This window comes from Silanimonas sp., from assembly GCF_027531545.1.
Taxonomy (GTDB): Bacteria; Pseudomonadota; Gammaproteobacteria; order Xanthomonadales; family Xanthomonadaceae; genus Silanimonas.
The window spans coordinates 63,017-76,336 of sequence record NZ_JAPZSC010000002.1 but is presented as its reverse complement, the minus strand read 5'-3'; the positions used below and the strand labels follow the sequence as shown (position 1 = coordinate 76,336).

Here is a 13,320-nt window from a genome sequence, read left to right as displayed (position 1 = left end):
ACGACGCGCGAAGCTGGCCGCCCATACCCCCCGCCCGACCCGCATGGCCATCCTGCGCTTCACGCCGTCGCCCGACGAGGAGATGTCGCCGGAGGAGTTGTCGGCCCTGCTGACCTCCGTGATGCCGGACATCCCCGGCTACCGGGTGATGCGACGCATCGGCAAGGGCGGGATGAGCTTCGTCTACCTCGCGGTGCAGGAATCGCTCGACCGCCAGGTCGCGATCAAGATCACCGCGCCGGACATCCTCCGCGACGAGATCAGCAAGCAGCGCTTCGAGCAGGAAGCGCGGACGATCGCGAAACTCGAACACCCCTGCATCGTCGGCATCTACGAAGTGGGCCGTTCGCCGCAGGGGCTGATGTACTACGTGATGCCCTACCTGTCGAAGGGGCATCTCGGCCAGCGCGACCTGCGCAACGACGAGCCGCGGATCATCGCCGTGCTGCGTTCGCTGCTGTCGGCGCTGGGCTACGCCCACACGCGCGGCATCGTGCACCGCGACGTCAAGGCCGAGAACGTGCTGTTCGACAATGCCGATCGCCCGGTGCTGGCGGATTTCGGCATCGCCCTGCCGTTCCGCAGTTCGACGCGCATCACCAATGTGGGTTTCGCGGTCGGCAGCGCAGCCTACATGGCTCCCGAGCAGGCCCGCGGCGACATCGTCGATGGCCGTGCCGACCTGTATGCCGTTGGCGTGCTGGCCTACGAGATGGTCACCGGCCACCTGCCGTTCCAGGCCAATGACGCGCTGGCTTTGGCGGTGATGCACGCCCACGACCCGATCCCGCCGCTGCCGAGCAACCGCCGGCATTGGCAGCCCTTCATCTCGCTGGCCATGGCGAAGACGAAGGAGCAGCGCTTTCGCAATGCCGAGCAGATGCTCAGCGCGCTCGACGAGCTGGAGCGCCGGCACCGTCTCGGCCCGGCGGCCGGCGAAGCCACGCCCGAACCGGCGGCGGCTCCGGGTCGCACCACCGGCGAAAGTCCGACCCCCTCGCGGCCCGGCGGTCGCTGGCTGGGCGTGGGCGCCGCGGCGCTGGTGCTCGCGGCGGGTGCGACCTGGTGGACCGCGTCGCGCGATCGGGCGCCTGACTTCCTCACCATCGATGGCAGCGCGCCGACGGTGGTCGACGACCCGATCGGCTCCGTCGCAATCGCTGCGGGGGCCGCGCCCGCCCCGGGGGGCGCCGACGCCACGATGCCGACCCCCGCCGCTTTGGCCGGAGCCACCCCCGCGGATCGCGCCGACAACGCGCCGACGCCCACGCCGACGGCTTCGGCCGCCTTCGTCTCGCAGGCCCTGCCCTACGACCCGCGCGTGCCGGCGGCGCGCGAACTCGCCGCGGTTCAGCGGCAGATCGCGCGGCTGCGCCTGTCCACGCCGGCCGGCGACAACGCCATCGAATCCCTTCTGGCGGCACGCACCCTGGCCCCGCGCGACCCCGCCCTGCCCCGACTGGAGGCCGCGCTCATTGCCGCGTTCGGCGCGCAGATCGACAGAGCCCTGGACGACGACGACAACGCCAACGCGGTCGCGCTGTGGCAGCGCGCGCAGCGCTACGTCGAACAGGCCGAGCTGAAGGACAGTGAGTCCTGGACGACGCTGGTCGACGCGCGGGCCGCCGCCGTGGAACGCCGCTTGGCCAACGCCGCCTCCCGCCGCAGTGCGCGGGAACTGAAGCGCGCCACCGACGAGATCGCGATCTACGGCCTCGACGAGGCGCGCTTCGCCGACACCATCCGCACCGCCCGCGTGGCACTGCTGCCGCGACCGGGCGCCCGCCTCGAAGGCGGCGGGCCGGCGATGCGTCTGGTCACCACGCCGAGCGAGGCCCGGCCGGGCTTCGCGGCGATGGAAACCGAAGTGACGCGCGGCGATTTCCTCGCTTTCGTGCAGGCCACCGGCCGGCCGGTGTCGCGCTGCCGCGGTGGCTTCCTCGAGCGCCGCACCTGGAGTGATCCTGGTTTCGCCCAGACCGCGCGCGACCCGGCGGTGTGCGTCACCGCCGCCGATGCCGATGCCTACGCGCAATGGCGCGGCCAGCGCGATGGCGTGCGCTATCGCCTGCCGACGGCCGGTGAATGGAGCCAGTTGAGCCAGGGCGCCGCGGGCGATTGCGCCGGCACCCGGCTGAACTGCGACCGCCGCGAGGGCACGGTGCCCGTGGGCGACGGCAAGGCTTCGTCGCTGGGACTCGTCGACATCGGTGGCAACGTGCGCGAGTGGCTGGCCGGCGGCCGTCAGACGGCCGGCGCCGGTTGGCGCACCAATGCCGCGCAGGCCCGAGCCGGTGCGACGCAGGCGGTCAGCGACGAACGCGGGCAGGACGACCTCGGCTTCCGCCTCGTGCGCGAGGTCTCGCTCGACGAATTGCTGGACGCTTCGCCCCGCCGTCCACGCTGAGCCCGCTACGATGGCGGTATGCGCAAGCTCCGCACCTGGTTCCTCACCGGCCTCCTGACCCTGCTGCCGCTTTGGCTGGCATGGTTCGTGATCAGCCTGCTGTTCACCCTGCTCTCCGACCTTTCGCGGCCGTGGGTGGGCCCCCTGCTCAACGGCCTCGCCGGCGCGCAGCCGGAGGTGTTCGGCTGGGCCACGCACCCGTGGGTGCTGCCCGTGGTGGCCCTCGTCGGCACCCTGCTGATCATCCTCGGCGTCGGCGCGCTGACCCGCCGCGTGGTCGGCCAGACCCTGCTGCGCTGGACCGAAGGCCTGATCGCCCGCGTGCCGCTGGTGAACGTCATCTACTCCAGCGCGCGCAAGTTGCTCGACCTGCTGCAGCATCCGCCGGGGGGCGGTGCCCAGCGCGTCGTGCTGATCGATTTCCCGCACCGCGACATGAAGGCCGTCGGCTTCGTCACCCGCACGCTGCGCGAGGAAGGCACTGGCCGCGAACTCGCGGCCGTCTACGTACCGACCACGCCGAACCCGACCTCCGGCTACCTCGAGATCGTCCCCGTCGACCGCCTGACGCCGACGCAGTGGACCTTCGACGAGGCGATGGCCTTCATCATCTCCGGCGGTGCGGTGGCTCCGAAGGAAGTGCCCTTCGAAGGGCCGCGCCCGTGACCCTGCTCGACGACCGCGCGACGCGGCTTTTCCTGGTGCTGGCCACGTTCTTTGCGGTCAACGCGGTGCTGGCGAACTTCATCGGCATCAAGATCTTCGCGCTCGAGGACACGCTGGGCCTCGCGCCCTTCGAGTGGTCGCTGTTCGGGCAGAGCGGCTCGCTCTCGTTCACCGCCGGCGTGCTGGTATGGCCGCTGATCTTCGTGCTCACCGACCTCGTCAACGAGTTCTATGGCCGGCGCGGCGTGCGCTTCATCAGCCTGCTATCGGTGGGCCTGATCGTCTACGGCTTCCTGTTCGCCTACGCGGCCATCGCGCTGGTGCCGGCCGGCTGGTGGGTGGGCGCCGCGAGCGCACAGGGCGTGCCGGACCAGCAGGCCGCCTTCGCGGCGATCTTCGGGCAGGGGCTGTGGTCGATCCTCGGCTCGACCGTGGCCTTCCTCATCGGCCAGTTCATCGACATCGCGATCTTCGTGCGCATCCGCCGGCTGACCGGCGAGCGCTGGGTGTGGCTGCGCGCCACTGGATCGACCGCGATCTCGCAGCTCATCGACAGCTTCATCGTGCTGTACATCGCCTTCGTGATCGGCCCACAAGCCTGGCCGACCTCGCTGTGGCTGGCGGTGGGCACGGTGAACTACGGGTACAAGCTGGCGGCGGCGATCGCGCTGATCCCGCTGATCTACCTCGCGCGCCGCGCCTTCACCGCGTGGCTCGGTCGCGAACGCGCCGAGCAGCTGCGGATGGCCGCCGCGCAGGGCTGAACCATGCGCGCCTCGCGCATCGGTGAACGGCCCAAGCCGCGCCAGCGCACCCTCACCCTGAACGCCGGTTTCTTCGTCGGCGTCGGGCTTGTGCTGGCCTTGGCGTGGTGGGTGCACGGCGACGAGCCCCCGGGCCTGCGCGGGGAGCCGGACTTCTCGCCCTTGCGCGGCCAGCCCTTCCTCGTGGTCTACGGCGCGCCGTCGTGCAGCACCTGCATCGAGGAGTGGAAGGCGCTCCGCCCCACGTTGCCCGGCGGACTTCGCGTGGTGCACCTGCTCACCCGCGAAGGCACGGGGCCGGTGGCGGACTCGGCGGCGCTCAATGACTGGGCCGCCCGCCTGCGCGTGCCACGCGCCGCCGTCCTGCCTGCCGACCTCACGCGCAGCACGCTCCCTGCCGTCGTGCTGCGCGACGAGCGCGCGCGCTGGCGATTCGAGCATGCCGGCCCGTGGAATGCCGAGGCCCGTACGCGCCTGGAGCGCGCTTTGCGGCTCGAGGGCGCGCTTCCACCCGCCGCACCGTGACCTCAGGCCCATGCGGCCGTCTTCACGTCGGCGGAAGCTCGGCGTTCCTCGACCTTCCTTGTCGAACGCTGCCGGAGTTCCCCGCCATGCCCTTGCGCCCGCTCACCCTTGCCCTGGCGATCAGCCTCGCCGTCGGCCTGCCCGCCGTTGCCCACGCGCAGTCGACGTCCGCGGCCCCGGCGACCACGACGGCCAGCGAGGTTGTGCAGCCGGCGGATGCCGCCGCTGACGCGCTGTTCGCCGAATACTGGGAAGCCTCGCTGAAGCTCTCGCCGCTGCGCGCCACCTTCGTCGGCGACGCCCGCTACAACGACCAGCTGCCCGACCTTTTCAGCGCCGAGAGCCGCGCCAAGGCCTCGGCCTTCAACAAGGCTTGGCTGGCGCGCGTTGAGGCCCTCGACCTCGACACCCTCTCGCCGCAGCGCCGCCTGAGCGCCGAGATCCTGCTGCGCGATCTCAAGCTCGAGATGGAAGGCGAACGCTTCCCCGGCTGGCAGCAGCCGCTCGACCAGTTCCGCAACGTCGCCGCGCTGTTCGCGCAGCTCGGTTCCGGCACGAACGCACAGCCCTTCAAGACCGTGCAGGACTACGACAACTGGCTGAAGCGCGCCTCGCGCCTGCCGGTGCTGTTCACCACGATGCAGGGCAACATGCGCGAAGGCATGGCCAGCGGCGTCGTGCAGCCGCGCGTGCTGATGCAGAAGGTGATCCCGCAGCTCGACGCGCTGATCAAGGACAAGCCCGAGGACACGCTGTTCTGGCGCCCCATCGCCAACCTGCCGGCCGACATGCCCGCCGCGGAGAAGGAGCGCCTCACGGCCGCCTACCGCGCGCTGATCGCCGAGCAGCTGATGCCGGCCTACCGCGAGCTGCGCCGCTTCGTGGCCGACGAGTACCTGCCGAAGACCCGCGACACCGTCGCCATCTCTTCGCTGCCGGACGGTGAGGCTTGGTACGCCTACCTCGCGAAGGTGCAGACCACCACCGACCTCACGCCGGCGCAAATCCACGACATCGGCCTGGCCGAAGTGGCGCGCATCCAGGGCGAGATGCATGACGTGATGAAGCAGATGGGCTTCGAGGGCAGCCTGCAGGACTTCTTCGTGCACATGACGACGGCGAAGGAGTACGAGTACCCCACCGAAGAGGCGCTGCTCGCCGACTACAACTCGCTGCGCGAGCGCATCGATCTGCGTGCCAAAGACATGTTCTCGCTGGTGCCGAAGGCCGGCTTCGAGATCCGCCCGGTGGAGGCCTTCCGCGCCGCCTCGGCGGCCGGCGGCAGCTACCAGGGCCCGAGCCAGGACGGCACGCGCCCGGGCGTGTTCTACGTGAACACGCACGACCTGCCGAGCCGCAAGAACTGGGACCGCGACGCGCTCTACCTGCATGAAGCCGTGCCCGGCCACCACTTCCAGATCGCGCTGCAGCAGGAGCTCACCGACCTGCCGATGTTCCGCCGCTTCGGTGGCGAGACGGCGTTCGCCGAAGGTTGGGGCCTGTACGCCGAGTCGCTGGGCAAGGAACTGGGCGCCTACGACACGCCGCAGCAGTACTTCGGGCGCCTGCAAGCCGAGATCTGGCGCGCCATCCGCCTCGTCGTCGACACCGGCCTGCACAGCAAGGGCTGGACGCGCGAACAGGTCATCGCCTACATGAAGGCGAACTCGGCGACGACCGACACCGAGGCCGTCTCCGAAGCCGAGCGCTACATCGCCATCCCGGGCCAGGCGCTGGCCTACAAGATCGGCGAGCTGAAGATCCTCGAACTGCGCGCCCGCGCGGAAGAAGCGCTCGGCGACGGCTTCGACATCAAGGCCTTCCACGCCGAGGTGCTCGAAGACGGCTCGCTGCCGCTCTCGGTGCTGGAGGCGAAGCTCGATCGCTTCATCGCGGCGCGCAAGGGCTGAGGCGCGCACCGTGGCCGAAGCGGACGCGCGCCGCCGCGTCGCCATCGTGGTGTTCGACGAAGTCGAGGTGCTCGACTTCGCCGGCCCCTTCGAGGTGTTCTCGGCGCTGCGGCTCGACGAAGCCACGCGCCGCGAATCCGCCTCGCCGTACGAGGTGATCGTGGCCGGTGTGCATCCGGGCCTCGCGCATTGCCGCGGCGGGCTCAAGGTGCAACCCGACACGACCATCGCCGAACTCGATCCCGCCTCGCTCGACACCCTCGTGGTGCCGGGTGGCTATGGCGTGCGGCCGCTGCTGCAGGACCCGGATTTCCTCGCCTGGCTTCGCCGGGCCGCGCCGCAGCCGCGCCGGTTGGCGTCGGTGTGCACGGGCAGCCTGCTGCTCGCGGAAGCCGGGCAACTCGATGGCGTGCGGGCCACCACGCACTGGAAGAGCCTCGAATGGATGGCGCGCGACTGGCCGTCGGTACAGGTGCAGCGCGACCGGCATTGGGTGGTGGACGGGCGCATCGCGACGTCGGCCGGGATCAGCGCCGGCATCGACCTCGCGCTGAAGCTCATCGAAGCCGACTTCGGGCAGGACCTCGCGCGCGCCACCGCCGCGCACATGGAGTACCCGTGGCCGGAAAGCGACGCGCGCCGCCTCCCCGAGGCTTGAACGCCCGGTAGTTGTGATTGCCCGGATCGTCGCGGCGTGGCAGCGTTCCGGCGACCACGGAACCCCCGGCCCATGACCCAGACCCCGACGCCCGCCGCGAACGACACCGGCGACACGCTGCCCCAGCGCACCACGCCGACCTGGGAGATGGAGACCCTGCTCTCCGGCGCGACCGTCTTCGCGCTGTTCCAGGCCTACGCCGAACTCAACGTCGCTGTCTTCTGGCTGTTCGAACGACTGCCGAGCGACCTGGGGGGCATCGTCAGCCCGCTGGGCCTGTACGTGCAGGGCGGCGTGCTCGGGCTCGCGCTCGGCTTCCTCGTGCATCTGCTGCTGCGCGCCGCCTGGGTGTCGCTGGTCGGACTGCGATCGGTGGATCCGGAAGGCCGGCTTCGGGAGAACGAGAACCTGGGGCCGGCGCAGCGCGCCCTGCTCGGCGAGGCGCTCGATGCCCTGCCCCAACGGATCGCGGCGCTCGACGACGCCGCCACGCTGGTGTTCGGTGCGGCCCTGGGGCTGGCCAAGATGATGACGGGGCTCACCCTGACGCTCGGCGCGCTGTTCCTGCTGGCGTATGCCTTCGCGAAGGGGCTTGGGCTCGACAAGCACCTTGTCCCCATCACGTTCGCCTTCCTGGCCCTGTGGATCGTGCCGTTGATGCTGGCCACGATGGTCGACAACCATGCTGGCAAACACGGCCGAGCGGCCCCGCGCTGGGTGATGCCGGTCCTGCGGGGCTATGCGCTGGCGGGATTCACGGCGGACCGCAACCTCGGCACGACCATGGCCACCTACCGCGTGGCCGGGGCGAAGCGGGGCTGGCGGGCCCAGTTCGCCATCGCGGCCATCGTGACCAGCGTCATTCTGGTGGCCCTGCTGGTGCCGGTACTGCAGAACCGCGGCATCGGCGGCCTGCTCGACGGCGATTTCCCGGGCCTGCACGGCGGCGATGCCGGCGCGCTGCGCGCCGCGCACTACCTCGACCGCCAACGCCTCGGAGAGAGCCAGAACGCCCCCGCGCTCACCAGCGATGTGCTCACCGGCCCCTACGCCAAGCTCTGGATTCCCTATGTGCCGGAGTGGCACGACACCGCGCTGGCGCGCTGCACGCCGAAGTCGCGCGAGCGCTGGCTCGCCGATGTCGCGGCCAGCCGCGCCGTGCTCGACTGCCTCGCCGCCTCGCAGCCCATCCGCTTGGATGGTCGGCCCGTCGTTGCGCTGTGGTGGTGGAGCGAGGATGCGCGGCACGATCGCCGCGGCTTCCAGGTGATGATCGACCTGCGGGCCCAACGCACCGGGCCCTTCCTGCTCGAGATCGACCAGCCCGAATCGCAGCGGAAGCTCGATGACAACGCCACGGGCGACGACGACCTGCCGTGGCGCATCCCGTTCTGGCGCTGAACCGCCGCGGCGAGGTTCAGGGCGAGCGTGCGGCGGTCGCGGCGGCGTAGCGCCGGTTCACCTCGTTCCAGTTCACCACGTCCCACCAGGCCGCGATGTAGTCACCGCGAACGTTGCGGTACTTCAGGTAGTAGGCGTGTTCCCACACGTCCAGCCCGAGCACCGGCGTGCCGCGCAGCTCGGCCACGTCCATCAGCGGGTTGTCCTGGTTCGGGGTGCTGGTGATGGCCAGCGTGCCGTCGGCCTTGACGATGAGCCACGCCCAACCGGAACCGAAACGGGTGGCCGCGGCCTGCGAGAACTGCTGCTTCATCGCGTCCATCGAGCCGAAGCCCTGCGTGATCGCCGCCGCCAGCTCGGCCGAGGGTTCGCCGCCCTGCCCCGCCGGCGCCATCACCGTCCAGAACAGGCTGTGGTTGTAGTGGCTTCCGAGGTTGTTGCGCACGCCGGCGGGCTGGGTCGACACGGTCGCCAGCAGCGGCTCGATGGCGCCGTCGCGCAGGGCTGGCACGGTCGCGGAGAGGTCGTTCAGCGCCTTCACCGCGGCGCCATGGTGACGCTGGTGGTGCAGCGTCATCGTCTCGGCGTCGATGGCCGGCTGGAGGGCTTCGACGGCGTAAGGCAAGGACGGCAGCGCGTAAGGCGCCTGCGCGGCGCTCGACGCGGCCGCTGCCGGTGTCGCGGTGGACTGGGCGAACGCGGGCGTGGCGGTGGCCAGCAGCAGGGCGATGGCGAGCGGGGCGAGGCGCATGGGAGGGCTCGATCAGAGTCGGAGACGGAATCGCAAGTGTGGGGGGGCGACGCGTCGGCGCGGCGTGATCCACTCGCCCTGCGGCGCCGTCCAAGGCAGCATGTCGGCATTCCCCCCCGATTGGAGTTCCGATGGCCTGGCGACGCGCCCTGTTCTGGGGCCTGATGCCCTTGGGGGCCCCGCAGGGGCTTCGGCTGAAGCGAACGGCGCCGCGATTCGCGCCTGCGCCGGGGCCCCGCGAGGGGCGCGTCGGCGAGGGCCCGCCGCTGCACTTGCTCGCGATCGGCGATTCGGTGATCGATGGCGTCGGCTGCCCGAGCATCGAGCAAGCCCTCACCGGCCACTTCAGCCGCGAGCTGGCCCAGGTGTTCGAACGCGAGGTGCGCTGGCGTGCACTCGGTCGCACCGGCGCCTGCGTGCGCGAGCTGGGCGAAACGCTGCTGCCCGAGGTGCCCGCCGGCCCCTGGGACCTCGTGCTGGTCTCGGTGGGCGTCAACGATGTGTCCGGGCTCACGCGCAGTGCGGCCTTCGAAAGACGCCTCGGCGAACTCGTCGAGGGCCTGCAGTCGCGTGCGCCGCGCGCCACGGTGCTGCTTTGCGGCTTGCCGCGCATGCAGCACTTCCCGCTGCTCCCCCAGCCCCTGCGCTTCGCGGCCGGACTGCGCGCGCAGACGCTGGATGCGCTCGCCGCCAGGGTGGCCGCGCGACGACCGGGCGTGTTTCACGAGCCCACCACCTACGTGCCGCGTCCCGACGAGTTCGCGCCGGACGGCTACCACGCCAACGCCGCGACGCAGGGGGCGTGGGCGGCAGTGCTGGCAAGGCGACTCGCGACACGCTGGCAACCGTCGCCCTTGACGGCAATGGCAGACTAGTGGCCTCGGCCTTGCCTGCCTTCGCTGACGACCCATGACTCTCGCCCACCACTTCACCCAGCCGGCCTCGGTGCCTGACGGCACCACGCTCACGATCACCCGCCCCGACGACTGGCACCTGCACCTGCGCGACGGCGAGGCGTTGAAGGCGGTGCTGCCGCACACCGCCGCGCAGTTCGGCCGCGCCATCGTGATGCCGAACCTCAAGCCGCCGGTGACGACCACGGCGCTCGCCGCGGCCTACCGCGAGCGCATCCTCGCAGCACGCCCGGCGGGCTCGGACTTCGAACCGCTGATGACGCTCTACCTCACCGACAACACGCCCGGCGATGAGATCCGTCGTGCGAAGGACAGCGGCTTCGTGCATGCGGTGAAGCTCTATCCGGCCGGCGCCACGACGAACTCGGATTCCGGCGTCACCGACCTCAAGCACACGTACAAGGCGCTGGAGGCCATGCAGGAGGCGGGCATGGTGCTCGCCATCCACGGCGAGGTGACCGACCGCGACATCGACGTGTTCGACCGCGAAAAGGTGTTCATCGACGAGAAGCTGATCCCGCTGCGCCGCGATTTCCCCGGCCTGCGCGTGGTGTTCGAGCACATCACCACCAAGGACGCCGCCGATTACGTCGCGGGCGCCGAGGGCGACATCGCCGCCACCATCACCGCGCACCACCTGCTCTACAACCGCAATGCCATCTTCACCGGCGGCATCCGCCCGCACTACTACTGCCTGCCGGTGCTGAAGCGCGAGGTGCATCGCCAGGCGCTCGTCGCCGCGGCCAGCTCGGGCAGCGCGCGCTTCTTCCTCGGCACCGATTCCGCGCCGCACGCCAAGGGTGACAAGGAGTCCGACTGCGGCTGCGCTGGCTGCTACACCGCGCTGCACGCCATGGAGCTGTACGCCAGCGCGTTCGAGGCCGCCGGAGCGCTGGACAAACTGGAAGGCTTCGCCAGCCACTTCGGCCCGGACTTCTACCGGCTGCCGCGGCACGCCTCGCGCGTCCAACTGCGCAGGGAATCGAACGTGATCCCGACCGCCCTGCCCTACGGCACGCAGACGCTGGTGCCATTGGCGGCCGGCGAATCGATGGCCTGGCGCTTCCTCGGCGCGGCCTGAGCCCTCCCCCCCCCCTCAACCCGGACCCTCTGATGCCCGCAGACGCCTCCAACACCAGCGCCATCCCGCTCCGACAGTTGCGCCTGCGTCCCAAGACCCTGCTTCAGGCCTAGCGCATCGGCGACACCGGCATCGCGCAGGAGTGGCAATTCTGCGCCGCGATCGAGGGCAAGGGGCTGATGCTCGCGCCGCTGCCCGGGCAGAAGATGGCGCCGGTCACCGCCGGCGCGCGCTACGGCGTGCAGGGCTTCACCGGCCAGTACGACTTCCAGTTCGAGACGCAGGCCGTCGGCACCTTCGATGCGCCCTTCGTTTACGCGCTGCTGGCGTGGCCGGAGGCCGTGCAGGCGCGCCTGGTGCGCCAGGCCCTGCGCGTGCGCACCCTGCTGCCGGCACAGCTCGCGCCCGTCAGCGCGAAGGGCGAAACGCAGGCGGCCTCGGTGCTCGACCTCAGCGCCGCAGGAGCGCTGGTGGAAACCCTGCATCCCATGGGCGACGTGGGCGACACGCTGCGCATCAGCTTCGTCGTCGATGCCGAAGGCGAGAAGACGCAGATCACCACCGAGGCGGTGATCTGCCATCGCCGCGCCATGGAGGCGCCGAGCCGCGAGCGCCTGGGCCTGAGCTTCCGCGCCCTGCCGAAGACCGAGCGCCTCGTGCTGTCGATCTACCTGAAGGACATCGCCGACACGCTGGACGCCGCCTGAGGCCTGCGGCTCAACGGCCCACCGTGCGGGCCATGTCCGGCCGGGCCAGTTCGACGTCGGCGTCGAAGCGGCGACGCAGTTCGCGCGCCATGGCCTCGCGGGCATCGTCTTCGCCGTGCACGAGCACGGTGTCGGGGCGGCCGCCCACGCGGCCGTACCAGTCGAGCAGGCCGGCCTGGTCGGCGTGCGCCGACAGCCCGCCCACCGTGTGCCGCTTCGCCCGCACCGGCACCTCGCTGCCCAGCACCCGCACGTAGGCCGCACCGTCCACGAGGCGTCGGCCCAGCGTTCCCGCGGCCTGGTAACCGACGAACACCACGTGGTTGCGGTCGAACGGCAGGCGATGGCGCAGGTGATGGCGCACACGGCCGCCGTTGGCCATGCCCGAGCCGGCGATGATGATGGCCCCGCTGTCGATGCGGTTGATGGCCATCGACTCCTCCGTGCTGTCGGTCAGATGCAGGTTCTTCAACCGCAGCGGATGGGGCGTCGTGGCGAAAACGCGCGCCGCCTCCTCGTCGAAGAGCTCCGCATGCCGCTCGTAGACGCCGAGCACCTTGGTGGCCATCGGGCTGTCGAGGAAGATCTGCCAGCGGCCCAGGCCCCAGTCGTCGAAGTGCTGGGCGAACGCGTAAAGCAGTTCCTGCGTGCGGCCGACGGCGAAGGCCGGGATGACGACGTTGCCGCGATCGCGCCACGCTTCGTCGAAGATCTCGCCGAGCTCCGTGACGGTGGCCGCGCGCTCGCGGTGCAAGCGCCCGCCGTAGGTGGATTCGAGCAGCAGCAGGTCGGCGTGCGGCACCGGCGCGGCATCGCGGAGAATCGGCGTGCCCGAGGGCCCGAGGTCGCCGGAGAACACGAGGGTCCGGCGCGTGCCATCCGCGGCGGTCTCGACCAGCTCGACGCTGGCGGAGCCGAGGATGTGGCCGGCATCACGCAGGGTGAGCATGAGGCCAGGGAACAGCGCGGTCGGCGCGTCGTAGTCGATCGCACGCACGTGCTTGAGCGTCTTGGTGACGTCGTCGAGCGTGTACAGCGGCTCGAGCTCCTCCTCGTCGTCGCGACCGCCGCGCCCTTCGTGCAATCGCCGACGCGCGCGCTCGGCGTCGGCCTGCGCGAGTTTCGCCGAATCCTCCAGCATCACCTTCAGCAGGTCGGCGGTGGCGCGCTGGGTCCAGATCGGCCCGCGGAAGCCACGCTTCACCAGCAGCGGCAGGCGGCCGCAGTGGTCGATGTGCGCGTGGCTCAGCACCACGGCATCGATGGTGGACGCATCGAAGCCGAAATCCTCGCGGTTGCGCGCCTCGTCGGCGCGGCTGCCCTGGATCAGGCCGCAATCGAGCAGCACGCGATGCCCGGCGGCCTCGACCTCATGGCAGGAGCCCGTCACTTCGCCCGCCGCCCCGTGGAAGATCACCCGCATGCGCTGTCTCCTTTCGATGCCCCGAGCGTAGCCGGAAACGACGAAGGCGGCCTTGCGGCCGCCCCCGGTGCGAGGCCCCGGGCATGCCCCGAAGGGCAGGCCGGGCGATTGCG

General features: G+C 70.9%; 12 protein-coding genes. 10 read left to right on the top strand and 2 right to left on the bottom strand.

Annotated features, from left to right (window positions below):
* Positions 1-43: 43 nt before the first annotated feature.
* The 7 genes from O9280_RS03050 to O9280_RS03020 all read left to right on the top strand — a co-directional run bounded on the left by O9280_RS03050 (position 44) and on the right by O9280_RS03020 (position 8,331).
* Entirely contained in the window at positions 44-2,407 is a 2,364-nt protein-coding gene (locus tag O9280_RS03050; RefSeq protein WP_298338558.1) for a bifunctional serine/threonine-protein kinase/formylglycine-generating enzyme family protein, read from the top strand.
* An 18-nt stretch (positions 2,408-2,425) separates the two neighbouring features.
* Positions 2,426-3,073 carry a DUF502 domain-containing protein gene (locus O9280_RS03045; RefSeq protein WP_298338555.1) on the top strand — a complete coding sequence of 216 codons (648 nt, stop codon included), beginning with the start codon at positions 2,426-2,428 and terminating at the stop codon, positions 3,071-3,073.
* Entirely contained in the window at positions 3,070-3,837 is a 768-nt protein-coding gene (locus O9280_RS03040; RefSeq protein WP_298338552.1) for a queuosine precursor transporter, read from the top strand. Before O9280_RS03045 ends, O9280_RS03040 begins: the two co-directional genes overlap by 4 nt.
* Positions 3,838-3,840: 3 nt before the next feature.
* A complete protein-coding gene (locus O9280_RS03035) occupies positions 3,841-4,362 on the top strand; it encodes a hypothetical protein (protein WP_298338549.1) in 522 nt (173 codons plus the stop codon).
* Between the two features lie 86 nt (positions 4,363-4,448).
* The gene (locus O9280_RS03030) at positions 4,449-6,272 is read left to right on the top strand and encodes a DUF885 family protein (RefSeq protein WP_298338546.1); all 1,824 of its coding nucleotides are present in this window, start codon (positions 4,449-4,451) and stop codon (positions 6,270-6,272) included.
* 10 nt (positions 6,273-6,282) lie between these two features.
* Positions 6,283-6,930: a DJ-1/PfpI family protein gene (locus O9280_RS03025; protein ID WP_298338542.1), complete on the top strand. Its 648-nt coding sequence runs from the start codon at positions 6,283-6,285 to the stop codon at positions 6,928-6,930.
* Positions 6,931-7,002: 72 nt separating this feature from the next.
* Positions 7,003-8,331 carry a hypothetical protein gene (locus O9280_RS03020; protein WP_298338540.1) on the top strand — a complete coding sequence of 443 codons (1,329 nt, stop codon included), beginning with the start codon at positions 7,003-7,005 and terminating at the stop codon, positions 8,329-8,331.
* A 16-nt stretch (positions 8,332-8,347) separates the two neighbouring features.
* Here O9280_RS03020 and O9280_RS03015 read toward each other — a convergent pair whose 3' ends face one another.
* Positions 8,348-9,082: a superoxide dismutase gene (locus O9280_RS03015; RefSeq protein WP_298338536.1), complete on the bottom strand. Its 735-nt coding sequence runs from the start codon at positions 9,080-9,082 to the stop codon at positions 8,348-8,350.
* Positions 9,083-9,213: 131 nt separating this feature from the next.
* On the opposite strand from O9280_RS03015, the gene O9280_RS03010 reads away from it, so the two are divergent.
* The 3 genes from O9280_RS03010 to O9280_RS03000 all read left to right on the top strand — a co-directional run bounded on the left by O9280_RS03010 (position 9,214) and on the right by O9280_RS03000 (position 11,784).
* Complete coding sequence (locus O9280_RS03010) at positions 9,214-9,957, top strand: SGNH/GDSL hydrolase family protein (RefSeq protein ID WP_298338534.1); 744 nt, start codon at positions 9,214-9,216, stop codon at positions 9,955-9,957.
* A 34-nt stretch (positions 9,958-9,991) separates the two neighbouring features.
* Entirely contained in the window at positions 9,992-11,077 is a 1,086-nt protein-coding gene (gene pyrC / locus O9280_RS03005) for a dihydroorotase (protein ID WP_298338531.1), read from the top strand.
* A gap of 179 nt (positions 11,078-11,256) precedes the next feature.
* Positions 11,257-11,784, top strand: coding sequence for a PilZ domain-containing protein (locus tag O9280_RS03000; protein WP_298338530.1), 528 nt, complete (start codon positions 11,257-11,259; stop codon positions 11,782-11,784).
* Positions 11,785-11,794: 10 nt separating this feature from the next.
* Here O9280_RS03000 and O9280_RS02995 read toward each other — a convergent pair whose 3' ends face one another.
* The gene (locus O9280_RS02995) at positions 11,795-13,207 is read right to left on the bottom strand and encodes an MBL fold metallo-hydrolase (RefSeq protein ID WP_298338527.1); all 1,413 of its coding nucleotides are present in this window, start codon (positions 13,205-13,207) and stop codon (positions 11,795-11,797) included.
* Positions 13,208-13,320: the final 113 nt, after the last annotated feature.

Excerpts from the sequence above, each read along its gene's own strand:
- O9280_RS03050 (WP_298338558.1), top strand. The coding sequence starts at position 44 with ATGGCCATCCTGCGCTTCACGCCGTCGCCCGACGAGGAGATGTCGCCG.
- O9280_RS03045 (WP_298338555.1), top strand. The coding sequence starts at position 2,426 with ATGCGCAAGCTCCGCACCTGGTTCCTCACCGGCCTCCTGACCCTGCTG.
- O9280_RS03035 (WP_298338549.1), top strand. The coding sequence starts at position 3,841 with ATGCGCGCCTCGCGCATCGGTGAACGGCCCAAGCCGCGCCAGCGCACC.
- O9280_RS03030 (WP_298338546.1), top strand. The coding sequence starts at position 4,449 with ATGCCCTTGCGCCCGCTCACCCTTGCCCTGGCGATCAGCCTCGCCGTC.
- O9280_RS03020 (WP_298338540.1), top strand. The coding sequence starts at position 7,003 with ATGACCCAGACCCCGACGCCCGCCGCGAACGACACCGGCGACACGCTG.
- O9280_RS03015 (WP_298338536.1), bottom strand. The coding sequence starts at position 9,082 with ATGCGCCTCGCCCCGCTCGCCATCGCCCTGCTGCTGGCCACCGCCACG.
- O9280_RS03010 (WP_298338534.1), top strand. The coding sequence starts at position 9,214 with ATGGCCTGGCGACGCGCCCTGTTCTGGGGCCTGATGCCCTTGGGGGCC.
- pyrC (WP_298338531.1), top strand. The coding sequence starts at position 9,992 with ATGACTCTCGCCCACCACTTCACCCAGCCGGCCTCGGTGCCTGACGGC.
- O9280_RS03000 (WP_298338530.1), top strand. The coding sequence starts at position 11,257 with ATGCTCGCGCCGCTGCCCGGGCAGAAGATGGCGCCGGTCACCGCCGGC.
- O9280_RS02995 (WP_298338527.1), bottom strand. The coding sequence starts at position 13,207 with ATGCGGGTGATCTTCCACGGGGCGGCGGGCGAAGTGACGGGCTCCTGC.